Source organism: Atlantibacter sp. MEI4A-1023 (assembly GCF_056155425.1).
This window is the reverse complement of sequence record NZ_CM149568.1, coordinates 3,734,323-3,750,264: the sequence shown is the minus strand read 5'-3', so window position 1 is coordinate 3,750,264 and position 15,942 is coordinate 3,734,323. Positions and strand designations below refer to the sequence as shown.

Below are 15,942 nucleotides of genomic sequence, written 5' to 3'. Positions count from 1 at the left end.
GGCATTTTGTTTTGCCAGATACGGCGGATGACCGTACATGAAATGGATGTTAAGGCATCCAGACGTCTAAATCAATCTGCTGTGCGTGATGAGTTGTTTCTCACAGAGGGAAACATGCGATACTACGCGCATTACTTATATGCAGGAGTTCTACCGGTGGCTAAATCGATGCCCGCTATTTTTCTCGATCGTGACGGCACTATTAATGTCGATCATGGTTATGTACATGAGATTGACCAGTTCGAATTTATCGATGGTGTGATTGACGCCATGCGCGAATTAAAAGAAATGGGTTTTGCGCTGGTGCTGGTGACTAACCAGTCAGGCATCGCCCGCGGTAAATTTACCGAAGCGCAATTTGAAACCCTCACCGAGTGGATGGACTGGTCGCTGGCCGATCGTGGCGTGGACCTGGATGGCATCTACTATTGCCCGCATCACCCGGAAGGGGCGGTGGACGAGTTTCGTCAGAGCTGCGATTGCCGCAAACCCCAGCCGGGGATGCTGATCTCTGCGCGTGACTATCTGGACATTGATATGGCCGCTTCTTACATGATCGGCGATAAGCTGGAAGATATGCAGGCGGCGCAGGCGGCAGGCGTAGGAACAAAAGTGCTGGTGCGTTCCGGCAAACCGGTGACGGAAGAGGCCGAAAAAGCAGCAGACTGGGTGGTGGATAGCCTTGCAAAGCTGCCGGAAGCCATCAAAACGCGGCAAAAAACGGCGTAATGATTAAAAGGTGAGCAGTCAGGAATTATTTTGAAAAATAGGCTTGTCAGATTCTGATTACTCCCTATAATGCGCCACCACTGACACGGAACAACGGCGAATGAGCCGGCCGGTCAGCGAAGTCCCTCCGGGGAGTTCGGCAGGGAAAAGCGAAAATTAACGCTTGACTCTGAAGCGGGAAGTCGTAATATACGCACCCCGCGCCGCTGAGAAAAAGCGAAGCGGCATTGCTCTTTAACAATTTATCAGACAATCTGTGTGGGCACTCGCAGGATTGATATCTCAGCATCTTCGGATGCACATAGAATTATCAAGTCTCTGAGTGAACACGTAATTCATTACGAAGTTTAATTCACGAGCATCAAACTTTTAAATTGAAGAGTTTGATCATGGCTCAGATTGAACGCTGGCGGCAGGCCTAACACATGCAAGTCGAACGGTAACAGGAAGCAGCTTGCTGCTTTGCTGACGAGTGGCGGACGGGTGAGTAATGTCTGGGGATCTGCCTGATGGAGGGGGATAACTACTGGAAACGGTAGCTAATACCGCATAACGTCGCAAGACCAAAGAGGGGGACCTTCGGGCCTCTTGCCATCAGATGAACCCAGATGGGATTAGCTAGTAGGTGGGGTAACGGCTCACCTAGGCGACGATCCCTAGCTGGTCTGAGAGGATGACCAGCCACACTGGAACTGAGACACGGTCCAGACTCCTACGGGAGGCAGCAGTGGGGAATATTGCACAATGGGCGCAAGCCTGATGCAGCCATGCCGCGTGTATGAAGAAGGCCTTCGGGTTGTAAAGTACTTTCAGCGGGGAGGAAGGGAGAGTGGTTAATAACCGCTTTCATTGACGTTACCCGCAGAAGAAGCACCGGCTAACTCCGTGCCAGCAGCCGCGGTAATACGGAGGGTGCAAGCGTTAATCGGAATTACTGGGCGTAAAGCGCACGCAGGCGGTCTGTCAAGTCGGATGTGAAATCCCCGGGCTCAACCTGGGAACTGCATCCGAAACTGGCAGGCTTGAGTCTTGTAGAGGGGGGTAGAATTCCAGGTGTAGCGGTGAAATGCGTAGAGATCTGGAGGAATACCGGTGGCGAAGGCGGCCCCCTGGACAAAGACTGACGCTCAGGTGCGAAAGCGTGGGGAGCAAACAGGATTAGATACCCTGGTAGTCCACGCCGTAAACGATGTCGACTTGGAGGTTGTGCCCTTGAGGCGTGGCTTCCGGAGCTAACGCGTTAAGTCGACCGCCTGGGGAGTACGGCCGCAAGGTTAAAACTCAAATGAATTGACGGGGGCCCGCACAAGCGGTGGAGCATGTGGTTTAATTCGATGCAACGCGAAGAACCTTACCTGGTCTTGACATCCACAGAATTCTGCAGAGATGCGGAAGTGCCTTCGGGAACTGTGAGACAGGTGCTGCATGGCTGTCGTCAGCTCGTGTTGTGAAATGTTGGGTTAAGTCCCGCAACGAGCGCAACCCTTATCCTTTGTTGCCAGCGGTCCGGCCGGGAACTCAAAGGAGACTGCCAGTGATAAACTGGAGGAAGGTGGGGATGACGTCAAGTCATCATGGCCCTTACGACCAGGGCTACACACGTGCTACAATGGCGCATACAAAGAGAAGCGACCTCGCGAGAGCAAGCGGACCTCATAAAGTGCGTCGTAGTCCGGATTGGAGTCTGCAACTCGACTCCATGAAGTCGGAATCGCTAGTAATCGTGGATCAGAATGCCACGGTGAATACGTTCCCGGGCCTTGTACACACCGCCCGTCACACCATGGGAGTGGGTTGCAAAAGAAGTAGGTAGCTTAACCTCCGGGAGGGCGCTTACCACTTTGTGATTCATGACTGGGGTGAAGTCGTAACAAGGTAACCGTAGGGGAACCTGCGGTTGGATCACCTCCTTACCTTAAAGATACCACCCGCGCAGTGCTCACACAGATTGTCTGATAGAAAGTAAGAAGCAGGGTGTCTGCGAAAGATGTATGTCCCTTTCGTCTAGAGGCCCAGGACACCGCCCTTTCACGGCGGTAACAGGGGTTCGAATCCCCTAAGGGACGCCACCTGCTTGGTACGCAAGTGAAAGGTGCGCGCCCGTGATACTTCAGAATACACCCTGTGTGTATTGCGAAGTATTTGCTCTTTAACAATCCGGAACAAGCTGAAAATTGAAACGGCATGCCGTCGCATTTCTCCGTAATAAGGAATGACGATGCCATGCCAGAGTCTCTCAAACACTTGCAGCACGAAGCAGAAACTGCTCCGGGTTGTGAGGTTAAGCGACCAAGCGTACACGGTGGATGCCCTGGCAGTCAGAGGCGATGAAGGACGTGCTAATCTGCGAAAAGCGTCGGTAAGGTGATATGAACCGCTATAACCGACGATGTCCGAATGGGGAAACCCAGTGCAATTCGTTGCACTATCGTTAACTGAATACATAGGTTAACGAGGCGAACCGGGGGAACTGAAACATCTAAGTACCCCGAGGAAAAGAAATCAACCGAGATTCCCCCAGTAGCGGCGAGCGAACGGGGAGCAGCCCAGAGTCTGAATCAGCATGTGTGTTAGTGGAACGGTCTGGAAAGTCCGACGGTACAGGGTGATAGTCCCGTACACAAAAGCGCATGTGCTGTGAACTCGATGAGTAGGGCGGGACACGTGACATCCTGTCTGAATACGGGGGGACCATCCTCCAAGGCTAAATACTCCTGACTGACCGATAGTGAACCAGTACCGTGAGGGAAAGGCGAAAAGAACCCCGGCGAGGGGAGTGAAAAAGAACCTGAAACCGTGTACGTACAAGCAGTGGGAGCCTCATTTATGGGGTGACTGCGTACCTTTTGTATAATGGGTCAGCGACTTATATTCTGTAGCAAGGTTAACCGTATAGGGGAGCCGCAGGGAAACCGAGTCTTAACTGGGCGTTAAGTTGCAGGGTATAGACCCGAAACCCGGTGATCTAGCCATGGGCAGGTTGAAGGTTGGGTAACACTAACTGGAGGACCGAACCGACTAATGTTGAAAAATTAGCGGATGACCTGTGGCTGGGGGTGAAAGGCCAATCAAACCGGGAGATAGCTGGTTCTCCCCGAAAGCTATTTAGGTAGCGCCTCGTGAATTCATCTGTGGGGGTAGAGCACTGTTTCGGCTAGGGGGCCATCCCGGCTTACCAACCCGATGCAAACTACGAATACCACAGAATGTTATCACGGGAGACACACGGCGGGTGCTAACGTCCGTCGTGAAGAGGGAAACAACCCAGACCGCCAGCTAAGGTCCCAAAGTCATGGTTAAGTGGGAAACGATGTGGGAAGGCCCAGACAGCCAGGATGTTGGCTTAGAAGCAGCCATCATTTAAAGAAAGCGTAATAGCTCACTGGTCGAGTCGGCCTGCGCGGAAGATGTAACGGGGCTAAACCATGCACCGAAGCTGCGGCAGCGACGCTTATGCGTTGTTGGGTAGGGGAGCGTTCTGTAAGCCGTCGAAGGTGGACTGTGAGGTCTGCTGGAGGTATCAGAAGTGCGAATGCTGACATAAGTAACGATAAAGCGGGTGAAAAGCCCGCTCGCCGGAAGACCAAGGGTTCCTGTCCAACGTTAATCGGGGCAGGGTGAGTCGACCCCTAAGGCGAGGCCGAAAGGCGTAGTCGATGGGAAACAGGTTAATATTCCTGTACTTGGTGTTACTGCGAAGGGGGGACGGAGAAGGCTATGTTGGCCGGGCGACGGTTGTCCCGGTTTAAGCGTGTAGGTGGGTGTTCCAGGTAAATCCGGAATGCTGTTAACACTGAGGCGTGATGACGAGGCACCACGGTGCTGAAGTAACAAATGCCCTGCTTCCAGGAAAAGCCTCTAAGCATCAGGTAACACGAAATCGTACCCCAAACCGACACAGGTGGTCAGGTAGAGAATACCAAGGCGCTTGAGAGAACTCGGGTGAAGGAACTAGGCAAAATGGTGCCGTAACTTCGGGAGAAGGCACGCTGGCATGTAGGTGAAGCGGTTTACCCGTGGAGCTGAAGCCAGTCGAAGATACCAGCTGGCTGCAACTGTTTATTAAAAACACAGCACTGTGCAAACACGAAAGTGGACGTATACGGTGTGACGCCTGCCCGGTGCCGGAAGGTTAATTGATGGGGTTATCCGCGAGGAGAAGCTCCTGATCGAAGCCCCGGTAAACGGCGGCCGTAACTATAACGGTCCTAAGGTAGCGAAATTCCTTGTCGGGTAAGTTCCGACCTGCACGAATGGCGTAATGATGGCCAGGCTGTCTCCACCCGAGACTCAGTGAAATTGAAATCGCTGTGAAGATGCAGTGTACCCGCGGCAAGACGGAAAGACCCCGTGAACCTTTACTATAGCTTGACACTGAACACTGGTCCTTGATGTGCAGGATAGGTGGGAGGCTTTGAAGCGTGGACGCCAGTCTGCGTGGAGCCATCCTTGAAATACCACCCTTTAATGGCTGGTGTTCTAACGTGGACCCGTGATCCGGGTTGCGGACAGTGTCTGGTGGGTAGTTTGACTGGGGCGGTCTCCTCCTAAAGCGTAACGGAGGAGCACGAAGGTTGGCTAATCCTGGTCGGACATCAGGAGGTTAGTGCAATGGCATAAGCCAGCTTGACTGCGAGCGTGACGGCGCGAGCAGGTGCGAAAGCAGGTCATAGTGATCCGGTGGTTCTGAATGGAAGGGCCATCGCTCAACGGATAAAAGGTACTCCGGGGATAACAGGCTGATACCGCCCAAGAGTTCATATCGACGGCGGTGTTTGGCACCTCGATGTCGGCTCATCACATCCTGGGGCTGAAGTAGGTCCCAAGGGTATGGCTGTTCGCCATTTAAAGTGGTACGCGAGCTGGGTTTAGAACGTCGTGAGACAGTTCGGTCCCTATCTGCCGTGGGCGCTGGAGAATTGAGGGGGGCTGCTCCTAGTACGAGAGGACCGGAGTGGACGCATCACTGGTGTTCGGGTTGTCATGCCAATGGCACTGCCCGGTAGCTACATGCGGAAGAGATAAGTGCTGAAAGCATCTAAGCACGAAACTTGCCCCGAGATGAGTTCTCCCTGAGACTTTAAGTCTCCTGAAGGAACGTTGAAGACGACGACGTTGATAGGCCGGGTGTGTAAGCGCAGCGATGCGTTGAGCTAACCGGTACTAATGAGCCGTGAGGCTTAACCTTACAACGCCAGAGTGGTTTTGGTGCTGGGTGATTGAGAGAGATTTTCAGCTTAACCGGATTAATACCTGCGGCCCTGGGAGAAATAACCAGTGCGGCAGGTGAACAGAATTTGCCTGGCGGCAAGAGCGCGGTGGTCCCACCTGACCCCATGCCGAACTCAGAAGTGAAACGCCGTAGCGCCGATGGTAGTGTGGGGTCTCCCCATGCGAGAGTAGGGAACTGCCAGGCATCAAATTAAGCAGTAAACCGGGGCAATAAACCGGTGTTGTGGAAAAATTCGGTGGAGCGGTAGTTCAGTCGGTTAGAATACCTGCCTGTCACGCAGGGGGTCGCGGGTTCGAGTCCCGTCCGTTCCGCCACTTAATTAAACCCTGAGTCTCTGACTCAGGGTTTTTTTTCGTCTTTATTTTCCCTTATCTGACAAGGGGAGCCTCTCTATTGAGCTGCATGTTCCGGGATCTGATCGCTAAGAAAATCAATAAAGGCCCGAATTCGCGTACTCACAGCGCGATCGCTGTAATAAACCGCGCTGAAAGGCATGGCGACGGGCAAGCGAATATCAGTCATGATCTCAACCAGAGTGCCATTCGCTATCTCCTTATTAATCATGTAGTCAGATAAACACGCAATGCCGTTCCCATTAAGGCAAAGTTGTTTTAACGTCTCGCCGCTGTTTGACGATAAACCCGCGTTAATTTCATAAATTTGCCCGTCAGGTTGTGCCACGGGCCAGTTATTGAGTGATGCTGGCTCGGTGAAACCCAGGCAAAGATGATGCGCCAGGTCATCAACGGATTGTGGCGTCCCGTATTTTTCGAGATATTCTGGCGCAGCAATGATTTTCCGGTAGCTACTGAACAATGGCCTCGCCCGCAGGCTGGAATCACTTAACGTCCCAACGCGGATCGCCACGTCGACCTTACGCTCAATAAGATTGATAAAAGTTTCTGAAGAGACAAGAGAAAGAGTGATTTCAGGATACTTTTCACGAAAGGGTTTAATCAGCGGCGTCAGGTAATGCAGGATCACTGGCGTTGCCGCATCGATCCTCAACAGGCCACGCGGCGTCTGCTTTGTTTCCATAATCTCATTTTCCGCTGCGGCGATGTCCTGCAATATCTGCTGCACGCGTCGAAAATAACGCTCACCTTCCTCGGTCAGGCTTAACTGACGAGTCGTGCGATTAAGCAGACTCACACCCAGCTTCATTTCCAGTTTCTTCACGGCCCGGCTCACCGCCGAGTTGGCTAGTGCGAGCTGTTCAGCAGCACGGCTGAAGCTGCCGCTTTCCACCACAGCAACAAATATCATTAACTCTTCTGATGTGGCTTTCATTATTGCTCCCTACGCAAAACTCTAATGGTATTAAACCCATATTTGTTATTTAACCATCTCTCAGCGGTAGCGTCATGCTCCTGTGTCAGCTTACAACGGCGATCGAAGAAGATCGTGTTAACGAAGCGCAGATAACTCGCCAGATACGTCCTGAAATAGCGGATACGCTTGTTTCTCGCCCTGCACGTTGAAAGTGTGAGCTAAAATCCCTATAACAGATAAGCCGCTCCTGTTTTGCGGGCATCCCTATGAGAGGAATTAAGTCGAAAGTGCGTAAATCTACCTATGCAATGCGATATGTCGCCGGACAGCCTGCAGAGCGCATCCTGGCGCCGGGCTCGTTTGCGACCATAGGTCAGGCATTACCGGCGGGAGAACCGCTTCCCGGCCACGATCGCCTTCGGGTGCTGGTCTGGAATATCTTTAAGCAGCAGCGCGCTGAATGGCTCTCAGTTTTGAAAAACTTCGGTAAGGACGCGCATCTGGTGTTGCTGCAGGAAGCGCAAACCACGCCGGAATTAGTGAATTTTGCCACCACCAATTATCTGGCCGCCGATCAGGTCCCTGCATTTGTATTGCCTCAGCACCCCTCAGGGGTGATGACGCTGTCGGCAGCGCATCCGGTTTACTGTTGCCCGTTACGCGAGCGTGAGCCTATCCTGCGGCTGTCTAAGTCTGCGCTGGTCACCGTCTATCCCTTGCCAGACACCCGCATGCTGATGGTGATTAACATCCATGCTGTGAACTTTAGCCTTGGCGTGGATGTATACAGTAAACAATTAGGTCCCATTGGCGATCAAATCGCCCATCACAGCGGCCCGATTATTATGGCGGGGGATTTTAATGCCTGGAGCCGCCCGCGGATGAACGCGCTGTACCGTTTCGCGCGTGAAATGTCGCTGCGCGAAGTGCGCTTTACCGACGATCACCGCCGGCGCGCGTTTGGTCGTCCGCTTGATTTTGTGTTCTATCGTGGTTTGGCCGTACACGAAGCCTCCGTTCTGGTGACGCGTGCCTCTGACCATAATCCGCTACTCGTTGAATTCACACCCGGCAAACCTGCTAAGCGTTAAGGTATGTCAGGTCTGCCGTAGGGCAGATCAGACGTTCTGCCCTTCATTCACTCAAAAAGGGCAACGTAATGACAACACACTCGCACCACGACAACATTGATAAGCAGTTCGGCTCCCAGGCCTCGGCCTATTTGACCAGCCAGGTTCACGCCAGCGGGCGGGATTTAGAACGATTAAAAACGCGCCTTGCCTCTTTCCCGCACGCACATCTGCTGGATGTCGGCTGTGGGGCAGGGCATGCGAGTTTTATTGCTGCCTCCCAGGTAAAAGACGTTATTGCCTACGATTTATCAGCCAGCATGCTGGAAACCGTGAACAGCGCCGCGCGTGAGCGTGGGCTGGCCAATCTCCATACTCAGCAAGGTTATGCGGAGTCTTTGCCTTTCGCTGATCAATGCTTCGATATTGTTATTAGCCGCTATTCCGCCCATCACTGGCAGGACGTAGGCCAGGCACTGCGGGAAATTAAGCGCGTGTTACGTCCCGGCGGGAAAGCTATTGTGATGGACGTGATGTCGCCCGGTAATGCGGTGCTGGATATCTGGTTACAGACCGTTGAAGCGCTGCGCGACACCTCGCACGTCAGAAATTACTCCAGCGGTGAATGGGCGGCCATGTTCAGTGAGGCAGGTTTGCTGACCACTTCTGTTATCACTGACCGTCTGGTACTGGAATTTGATAGCTGGATAGCCCGTATGCGCACGCCAGAGGCGTTATCTACGGCGATTCGGTTATATCAGAAGAGTGCATCTGCGATGGTACAACGTTACTTTAAGCTGAAAGAAGAGGGCTCCTTCACCAGCGATACCATCATGATCGAAGTTTATAAGCCTTAATAAACGAAAAAGGCACCGGGGGAATCGGTGCCTTTTTGACTATCTTTAGAGTTACGACTCGCTGTTTACGCTGTTTTTAACAAACAGGGTAATTTGGTCGCCAGGCTGCAAATTATCAGTCCCGCTGTTCCAGCGCATCACATCTTTGATGTTTACGCCATGACGCTTAGCAATGCTGGAGAGCGAATCTCCTTTGCGAACCTTATAGGTAATGCTGTCGTCGTTACTGGCCAGCCGCGTACTGCTTTCAACCGCGCCTACGGTGAGCGTTTGCCCGACTTTAATCTGCGCGCCTTTCAGGTTATTCCAGCGCTGCAGATCTTTGGCCGACACGTTTAAACGTGATGCGATGCCCGATAACGAGTCGCCTGAGCGAACTTTATACGAGCGCGCTGTACTACCGTTATCCGCAACCAGCGTCGGCTGTACCGCAGCAATTTCACCTGCAGCGAGCGAGCTACGCAGCTGATCGGCATGCTTTTGCGGCACCAGTACATATTGCGGGCCACTTGCGCCTAACGTCGATCCTTTAACACCGGCATTAAAGGTTTTCAGTTTACTTACTGAAATCCCGGCCATATCGGCCAGTTGCGCCACCTCAACGGGGTTATTGAGTTTGACGCGTGCCAGTGCGCGACTTTCGTCCGAGGTCGGCAACCTTACGCCGTACTTCTTGCTGTTTTTGAGAATATCGCTCAACGCCAGCATTTTCGGTACGTAGATTTTGGTTTCCTGTGGCAGTGAAAGCGACCAAAAATCCGTGGGTTTACCCCGTGCTTTATTCGCTTTCATTGCCTTCATTACACGACCTTCGCCGCTGTTATAGGCTGCGACAGTCAAGAGCCAGTCGCCGTCAAACATGCGGTTTAAGCGCTGCATCATATCGAGTGCCGCAGTGGTGGAAGCCACTACGTCGCGACGTGCATCGTAACTCCGGGTCTGCTTAAGACCATAATTTCGCCCCGTGCTCGGAATGATCTGCCAGATGCCTGCGGCATTAGCACCACTCGTTGCGTGAGGGTCAAAAGCGCTCTCCACTATGGGTAGTAGTACCAGTTCCATGGGCATGTTACGTTTCTTAACTTGCCCTGCTATCCAGTACATATACGGCTCTGCCCGTAAAGTTACATCGTGGAGATAGCTCTTATTTCTCAAATACTTCTGTTTTTGATCGCGAATCCGGCTGTTTTCCGGAATTCCCATCTTTAGCTCGTCGCCAATGAAAGCCCACAAGTCTTGATCCTGAGCGAATGACGTCCCATCGTCCATCCATCGCTCTGAACTTGTAAACTTCCCTGCTTCCCCTTGACCAGCTGCAGAAAGGCTCTGTGCGTGCTGTTGGACGGTGGCATCATGCTTTGACGCCTGGCAGCCCACAAGCAGGACAGAGGCGAGTAATATCGCTTTTGCCTTCATGTGTGTGTCAATAGTTGCTTAAAAGACGAGCGATGATAACGGCGAATGACCCTAATGACAAGCATGAATTATTAGAACTTGTCTTTCATGGCCCTTAACCAGGCAAAACGCTGCTCAGGTTGTTGCAAAGTTGTTTCTTTATTAATTGTATTAATAATATCAATATCTTGTGTTCTTAAAAAAACATTGATTTTACGCTCTTCCGCCAGGGTTGTTGGCAAGGTAATTTGATTTTTTGCACGTAACTCCTTAACTTTTCGATAGTATTCGTTTAAGTCACGATCATGGGGCAACAGGCTGACCGCAAACTTTAAATTGCTTAATGTATATTCATGGGCGCAACAAACGAGAGTATCTTCTGGCAAGGCATTAAGCTTATTAAATGATTGATACATCTGGGTCGCCGAGCCTTCAAACAACCGACCGCAGCCGCCTGAAAACATCGTGTCGCCGCAAAATAAGTAAGGGTAACTAAAGTAACAGAGATGTCCTAAAGTGTGACCCGGCGTGGCAATAACGGCGAATTCATGCCCCAGTAGATTGATTTTATCGCCTTCATTGACTACGAGATTTGCGCCTTTATTTGCGGTTTCCTGAGGGCCATAAACCGGCAGCGAAGGGAATTTTTGCAGCAGGGCCGGTACGCCGCCCACATGATCGTTATGGTGATGCGTCAGCAATATGGCTTCCGGCTGCCACCCGTACTGTTCAATCGCTTTAAGTATGGGCTCGGCTTCGCCCGGATCGACAATCAGGCATTTGCCGCTGTTGTCACTCAGCACCCAGATGTAGTTATCCTGATAAGCGGGAATACTGATAAGATTCATAAAACACCTCTCAATGCGTGATAGAAGGTAGCGATGAAACCGGCAAGGATACCCAAGACGTACCACACGCCAGGGCACTGGGCTGAGCTCCCCTGGGGCGAGTATTATCGCGATGCCCTTGAATACCAGATGCGCCCCTGGCTTGCAAAAATGTTTGGTTTTCACTTACTTAAGATTGGCAATCTCAGCGCGGAAATCAACACCGAGAGTTGTGCAATTTCCCATCAGGTCAACGTGGCTATCCAGGGCGAGCAGCTTCAGGTTAGAGCCGATCCGCTTGCGCTGCCGTTCGCGCCTCGTGCTATTGACGCTTGTCTGTTAGCACACACTATCTCCTGGAGTGCTGATCCGCATGGATTACTGCGCGAAGTCGATCGTGTTCTGGTGGATGATGGGTGGTTAATTATGAGCAGTTTTAACCCGTTCAGCCTGATTGGCATCGGCAAGCTAATGCCGTTTCGCCGTAAGCGCATTCCCTATAATAGCCGTATGTTTACTTTAGGCCGCCAGTTGGACTGGCTCGCACTGCTTAATTTTGAAGTGCTGTATCAAACGAATTTCCAGGTGCTTCCCTGGAATAAGCAAGGTGGGAAGTTACTAAGTACTCACTTACCTGCATTAGGCTGTATGCAGGTCATCGTTGCGCGCAAGCGGACGATTCCCTTGACCCTGAACCCGCTTAAGCAACGCAGTGCTAAAACGCAGTTACGCCCGGCGGTGGGCGCAACGCGGCAATACCGTAAACCTAACTGACGGTGTTTTCCGCCTGATAGCCAACGTCCACATGAACGGGATTGTTGGCCGCCGCGCGCGCCAGTTCGTCGCAGCGTTCGTTTTCAGGATGACCGGCATGGCCTTTGACCCATTCCCAACTGATTTTGTGCTGGCTTAATGCCTTATCCAGCCGCTGCCACAAATCGACGTTTTTGACTGGCTTTTTATCGGCGGTTTTCCAGCCGCGCTTTTTCCAGTTATGGATCCACTGAGTGATGCCCTGCCGGACGTACTGGCTGTCGGTACTGAGCGTGACGTCGCAATGTTCGCGCAGCGCTTCCAGCGCCACGATGGCCGCCATCAGCTCCATACGATTGTTGGTTGTCAGCACATACCCTTCGCTAAAGGTTTTTTCGTGCTGCTTATAGCGTAAAATCGCACCGTATCCGCCCGGTCCTGGATTACCCAGGCATGAACCATCGGTGAAAATTTCTACCTGTTTGCGCATCTCTGGTAGACTTCCTGTGATCAAAAAACCAAGTCTGACATAAACGAGCCCTATGAGCACAGCAATTACACGACAGATCGTCCTCGATACTGAAACCACCGGTATGAACCAGATTGGCGCCCATTACGAAGGGCACTGCATCATTGAGATTGGTGCTGTCGAGGTAATCAACCGCCGGTTAACGGGCAACAACTTCCACGTTTATATCAAACCCGATCGCCTGATCGACCCCGATGCGTTCAACGTACACGGCATCGCGGATGAGTTTTTGCTTAATAAACCGGTATTCGGCGATATAGCGGATGATTTCATTGACTACATTCGCGGCGCCGAACTCATCATCCATAACGCATCGTTTGATATCGGCTTTATGGATTATGAATTCAGCAAGCTTAACCGTGGCATTCCGAAAACCGACACGTTTTGCAAAATTACCGATAGCCTGGCGCTGGCGCGGCGGTTATTCCCCGGCAAACGTAACAGCCTCGATGCGCTGTGCTCGCGTTATGAAATCGATAACAGCAAACGTACGCTGCACGGGGCATTACTTGACTCCCAAATCCTGGCGGATGTCTGGCTAACCATGACCGGTGGGCAGACGTCAATGACGTTTGCCATGGAAGGGGAAACCCAGAACGTGCAGGATTCGACGGGTATTCAGCGGCTGGTGCGCCAGGCGTCTCGTTTGAAGGTGATTACCGCCACCGATGAAGAGTGTGCCGCCCATGAATCACGTCTTGATTTGGTACAAAAGAAGGGCGGCAGCTGCCTGTGGCGTGCATAACATCCTGAAATTTGCATGATTTGTCGTCAGCTGGGCGAAATTTGCAGCAAACGAGTATAATTATGAGAAAAAGCGTTGACGCTTAGAGAGGCTCCCCGTAATATTCGCCTCGTTCCCACGGGAACAACGCGGAGCGGTAGTTCAGTCGGTTAGAATACCTGCCTGTCACGCAGGGGGTCGCGGGTTCGAGTCCCGTCCGTTCCGCCAACATTTATACTTTGGAGAATAAACGCTTCAAAGTTCGAAAAAACCGTATCACCGTAAGGGATACGGTTTTTTTGTTTTTGTTGCCTGTCAGCACGACATATTTCCGCCATAGCCAAACCGCTTTCCATCTGGCACATTGATTTCCTTCAAATTACTTTCTCCTGTGCCCGGAGTGCGTCATGTCTGCTTTCGTTTTGCCCACCCAAATCAATCCGCCGTCTCGTTTACTGATGGGGCCAGGGCCGATTAACGCCGATCCGCGTGTTTTGCGCGCCATGGCGAGCCAGCTTATCGGACAGTACGATCCGGCGATGACGGGCTATATGAACGAAACCATGGGGCTCTACCGCCAGGTGTTCAATACCCAAAACCGCTGGACGCTGTTGATAGACGGCACCTCGCGCGCAGGTATTGAAGCCTTGCTGGTCTCGGCCATTCGTCCTGGCGATCGGGTGCTGGTGCCGGTGTTTGGTCGTTTCGGCCATCTGCTGTGTGAAATTGCCCGCCGCTGCCGGGCAGAGGTGCATACTATTGAGGTGCCTTGGGGCGAGGTGTTTACCCCGGATCGCATTGAAGATGCCATTAAGCGTGTCAAACCCCGCCTGCTGCTCACAGTTCATGGCGACACCTCAACCACTATGCTGCAACCGCTGGCAGAACTGGGTGAGATTTGCCGCCGTCACGATGTGCTGTTTTACACCGACGCTACCGCGTCACTGGGCGGAAACGCCTTAAAAACCGACGACTGGGGGCTGGATGCGGTCTCGGCAGGATTGCAAAAATGCCTCGGCGGCCCGTCGGGAAGCGCTCCGGTAACGCTCAGTGCAAAAATGGAAGCAGCGATCCGGGCGCGAAAATGCGTGGAGGCAGGGATCCGTACTCTGGCTCATCAGGACGGTAACGACGAGATGATCTACTCCAATTATTTCGATCTCGGCATGATCATGGATTACTGGGGGCCGGAGCGCCTGAATCATCACACCGAAGCCACCAGTATGTTGTTCGCCGCCCGCGAATGCGCCCGCATCATGCTGGAAGAGGGGATGGATAACCGCATCGCCCGGCATGCCCTGCACGGGGAGGCGATGCTGGCAGGAATTCAGGGCATGGGGCTGGAAACCTTCGGCGATCTCAGCCACAAGATGAATAACGTGCTTGGCGTGGTTATCCCGGACGGTATCAACGGCGAAGCGATACGCCAACAGCTGCTGGAAGACTTCCATATTGAGATCGGCACGTCGTTCGGCCCGCTACAGGGCAAAATCTGGCGAATCGGCACCATGGGCTATAACGCGCGCAAAGATTGCGTGCTGCAAACGCTCACGGCGCTGGAAGCGGTATTAAACCGACACGGAGTAAGCACGGTGCAGGGCGAAGCCATGCAGGCGGCATGGAAAGTGTATGAATCGGTGCGGTCGGCGACCGCACCGGAGAAGGATTAAGCGTTCAGCATAAAGTCATCGGAATCGCGCCAGGCAGGGAATTTTTCCCGGTACTCCTTCAGCGCGTTTAACGACAGCTCTGCATCCAGACGCGTTGCCTGGTGGGCATCGGCGCTGGCAAGAATTTCTCCCTGCGGATTGATGATGCGGCTGTCGCCCCGGTAATGGTGCCCGTTACCGTCGGTCCCGACCCGGTTGCAGCCGGCTACATAGCACTGGTTTTCAATGGCGCGGGCAGTCAGTAATGCCTGCCAGTGCAGAGAGCGCGGCGCGGGCCAGTTGGCGACATACAGCGCCAGATCGTAATCATTGGCGTTGCGCGACCACACCGGGAAGCGCAGGTCGTAACAGACCAGCGGCAGAATGCGCCAGCCTCGCCACTCGATAATCAGCCGCTGCTCGCCCGCCACATAGTGATGATGCTCATCGGCCATGCGAAACAGATGGCGTTTATCGTAGTAATGCACTTTGCCTTCCGGCTCGACGAGCAGGAAACGGTTCACCGGGCCGCGTTCGGTCTGTAACGCGGCGCTGCCGCCGATCATCGCGCCCAACTGGCTGGCTTTGATCTGCATCCAGTTGATGACTTCTTCTTCGGCCATCGACTGTTTGGCCGCTTCCATCGCAAAGCCCGTCGTGAACATTTCAGGTAGCAGGATAAGGTCCCGCCCGGTTAGCTCATCCAGCAACACATCAAAATGGCGCAGGTTGGCAGGGCCATCCATCCACACCAGCGGTTGTTGTAACAACGATACTTTTAACCCAGGCACAATCTCATTCTCCTCGTTAACGGGGCTTTTCACTCTAGCATGACCTTTTAACAAAAGGCGGAGAAGATTGCAGATTAACGTGGCAAACCCGGACAGGTCACATTTAGCCAAAA

The 15,942-nt window shown here is 52.8% G+C and carries 11 protein-coding genes, 3 tRNA genes and 3 rRNA genes; 12 read left to right on the top strand and 5 right to left on the bottom strand.

Annotated features, from left to right (window positions below; all coding sequences use genetic code 11):
- Positions 1-156 precede the first annotated feature (156 nt).
- The 6 genes from gmhB (at position 157) to ACVV26_RS17760 (ending at position 6,276) form a co-directional block, all read left to right on the top strand.
- Complete coding sequence (gene gmhB / locus ACVV26_RS17785; protein ID WP_474798545.1) at positions 157-729, top strand: D-glycero-beta-D-manno-heptose 1,7-bisphosphate 7-phosphatase; 573 nt, start codon at positions 157-159, stop codon at positions 727-729.
- 371 nt (positions 730-1,100) lie between these two features.
- A 16S ribosomal RNA gene (locus ACVV26_RS17780) occupies positions 1,101-2,642 on the top strand.
- 80 nt (positions 2,643-2,722) lie between these two features.
- Positions 2,723-2,798, top strand: a tRNA-Glu gene (locus tag ACVV26_RS17775).
- A 210-nt stretch (positions 2,799-3,008) separates the two neighbouring features.
- Positions 3,009-5,917, top strand: a 23S ribosomal RNA gene (locus tag ACVV26_RS17770).
- A 112-nt stretch (positions 5,918-6,029) separates the two neighbouring features.
- A 5S ribosomal RNA gene (gene rrf / locus ACVV26_RS17765) occupies positions 6,030-6,145 on the top strand.
- The 16S, 23S and 5S rRNA genes sit together here with 2 tRNA genes alongside, the layout of an rRNA operon.
- 54 nt (positions 6,146-6,199) lie before the next feature.
- Positions 6,200-6,276, top strand: a tRNA-Asp gene (locus tag ACVV26_RS17760).
- A 76-nt stretch (positions 6,277-6,352) separates the two neighbouring features.
- Here the strand turns inward: ACVV26_RS17760 and yafC are convergent.
- Positions 6,353-7,252, bottom strand: a complete 900-nt coding sequence (gene yafC / locus ACVV26_RS17755) for a DNA-binding transcriptional regulator YafC (RefSeq protein ID WP_474798544.1) — start codon at positions 7,250-7,252, stop codon at positions 6,353-6,355.
- Positions 7,253-7,521: 269 nt separating this feature from the next.
- On the opposite strand from yafC, the gene ACVV26_RS17750 reads away from it, so the two are divergent.
- A complete protein-coding gene (locus ACVV26_RS17750; protein ID WP_125295176.1) occupies positions 7,522-8,325 on the top strand; it encodes an endonuclease/exonuclease/phosphatase family protein in 804 nt (267 codons plus the stop codon).
- 68 nt (positions 8,326-8,393) lie between these two features.
- A complete protein-coding gene (locus ACVV26_RS17745; protein WP_474798543.1) occupies positions 8,394-9,161 on the top strand; it encodes a class I SAM-dependent methyltransferase in 768 nt (255 codons plus the stop codon).
- 51 nt (positions 9,162-9,212) lie between these two features.
- On the opposite strand, the gene mltD is transcribed toward ACVV26_RS17745, so the two are convergent.
- Positions 9,213-10,577 carry a murein transglycosylase D gene (gene mltD, locus ACVV26_RS17740; RefSeq protein ID WP_474798542.1) on the bottom strand — a complete coding sequence of 455 codons (1,365 nt, stop codon included), beginning with the start codon at positions 10,575-10,577 and terminating at the stop codon, positions 9,213-9,215.
- Between the two features lie 71 nt (positions 10,578-10,648).
- Positions 10,649-11,404 carry a hydroxyacylglutathione hydrolase gene (gene gloB / locus ACVV26_RS17735; RefSeq protein WP_474798541.1) on the bottom strand — a complete coding sequence of 252 codons (756 nt, stop codon included), beginning with the start codon at positions 11,402-11,404 and terminating at the stop codon, positions 10,649-10,651.
- Positions 11,405-11,437: 33 nt separating this feature from the next.
- Here gloB and ACVV26_RS17730 point away from each other — a divergent pair, with 33 nt between their 5' ends.
- Positions 11,438-12,157, top strand: a complete 720-nt coding sequence (locus ACVV26_RS17730) for a class I SAM-dependent methyltransferase (protein WP_312985827.1) — start codon at positions 11,438-11,440, stop codon at positions 12,155-12,157.
- Here the strand turns inward: ACVV26_RS17730 and rnhA are convergent.
- Entirely contained in the window at positions 12,150-12,725 is a 576-nt protein-coding gene (gene rnhA, locus ACVV26_RS17725; RefSeq protein ID WP_474798539.1) for a ribonuclease HI, read from the bottom strand. The genes ACVV26_RS17730 and rnhA overlap by 8 nt on opposite strands.
- Between rnhA and dnaQ the strand changes: the two genes are divergently transcribed.
- The 3 genes from dnaQ to ACVV26_RS17710 all read left to right on the top strand — a co-directional run bounded on the left by dnaQ (position 12,679) and on the right by ACVV26_RS17710 (position 15,059).
- The gene (dnaQ, locus tag ACVV26_RS17720) at positions 12,679-13,410 is read left to right on the top strand and encodes a DNA polymerase III subunit epsilon (RefSeq protein WP_474798538.1); all 732 of its coding nucleotides are present in this window, start codon (positions 12,679-12,681) and stop codon (positions 13,408-13,410) included. The two genes, rnhA and dnaQ, sit on opposite strands and share 47 nt — an antisense overlap.
- 130 nt (positions 13,411-13,540) lie before the next feature.
- Positions 13,541-13,617, top strand: a tRNA-Asp gene (locus tag ACVV26_RS17715).
- Positions 13,618-13,796: 179 nt separating this feature from the next.
- Complete coding sequence (locus tag ACVV26_RS17710) at positions 13,797-15,059, top strand: pyridoxal-phosphate-dependent aminotransferase family protein (RefSeq protein WP_474798536.1); 1,263 nt, start codon at positions 13,797-13,799, stop codon at positions 15,057-15,059.
- On the opposite strand, the gene ACVV26_RS17705 is transcribed toward ACVV26_RS17710, so the two are convergent.
- Positions 15,056-15,829, bottom strand: a complete 774-nt coding sequence (locus tag ACVV26_RS17705) for an amidohydrolase (protein WP_474798535.1) — start codon at positions 15,827-15,829, stop codon at positions 15,056-15,058. The genes ACVV26_RS17710 and ACVV26_RS17705 overlap by 4 nt on opposite strands.
- Positions 15,830-15,942: the final 113 nt, after the last annotated feature.

Bases quoted from the DNA above. Each gene is read 5' to 3' on its own strand.
- yafC (WP_474798544.1), bottom strand. From the start codon at position 7,252: ATGAAAGCCACATCAGAAGAGTTAATGATATTTGTTGCTGTGGTGGAA.
- ACVV26_RS17745 (WP_474798543.1), top strand. From the start codon at position 8,394: ATGACAACACACTCGCACCACGACAACATTGATAAGCAGTTCGGCTCC.
- mltD (WP_474798542.1), bottom strand. From the start codon at position 10,577: ATGAAGGCAAAAGCGATATTACTCGCCTCTGTCCTGCTTGTGGGCTGC.
- gloB (WP_474798541.1), bottom strand. From the start codon at position 11,404: ATGAATCTTATCAGTATTCCCGCTTATCAGGATAACTACATCTGGGTG.
- ACVV26_RS17730 (WP_312985827.1), top strand. From the start codon at position 11,438: ATGAAACCGGCAAGGATACCCAAGACGTACCACACGCCAGGGCACTGG.
- dnaQ (WP_474798538.1), top strand. From the start codon at position 12,679: ATGAGCACAGCAATTACACGACAGATCGTCCTCGATACTGAAACCACC.
- ACVV26_RS17710 (WP_474798536.1), top strand. From the start codon at position 13,797: ATGTCTGCTTTCGTTTTGCCCACCCAAATCAATCCGCCGTCTCGTTTA.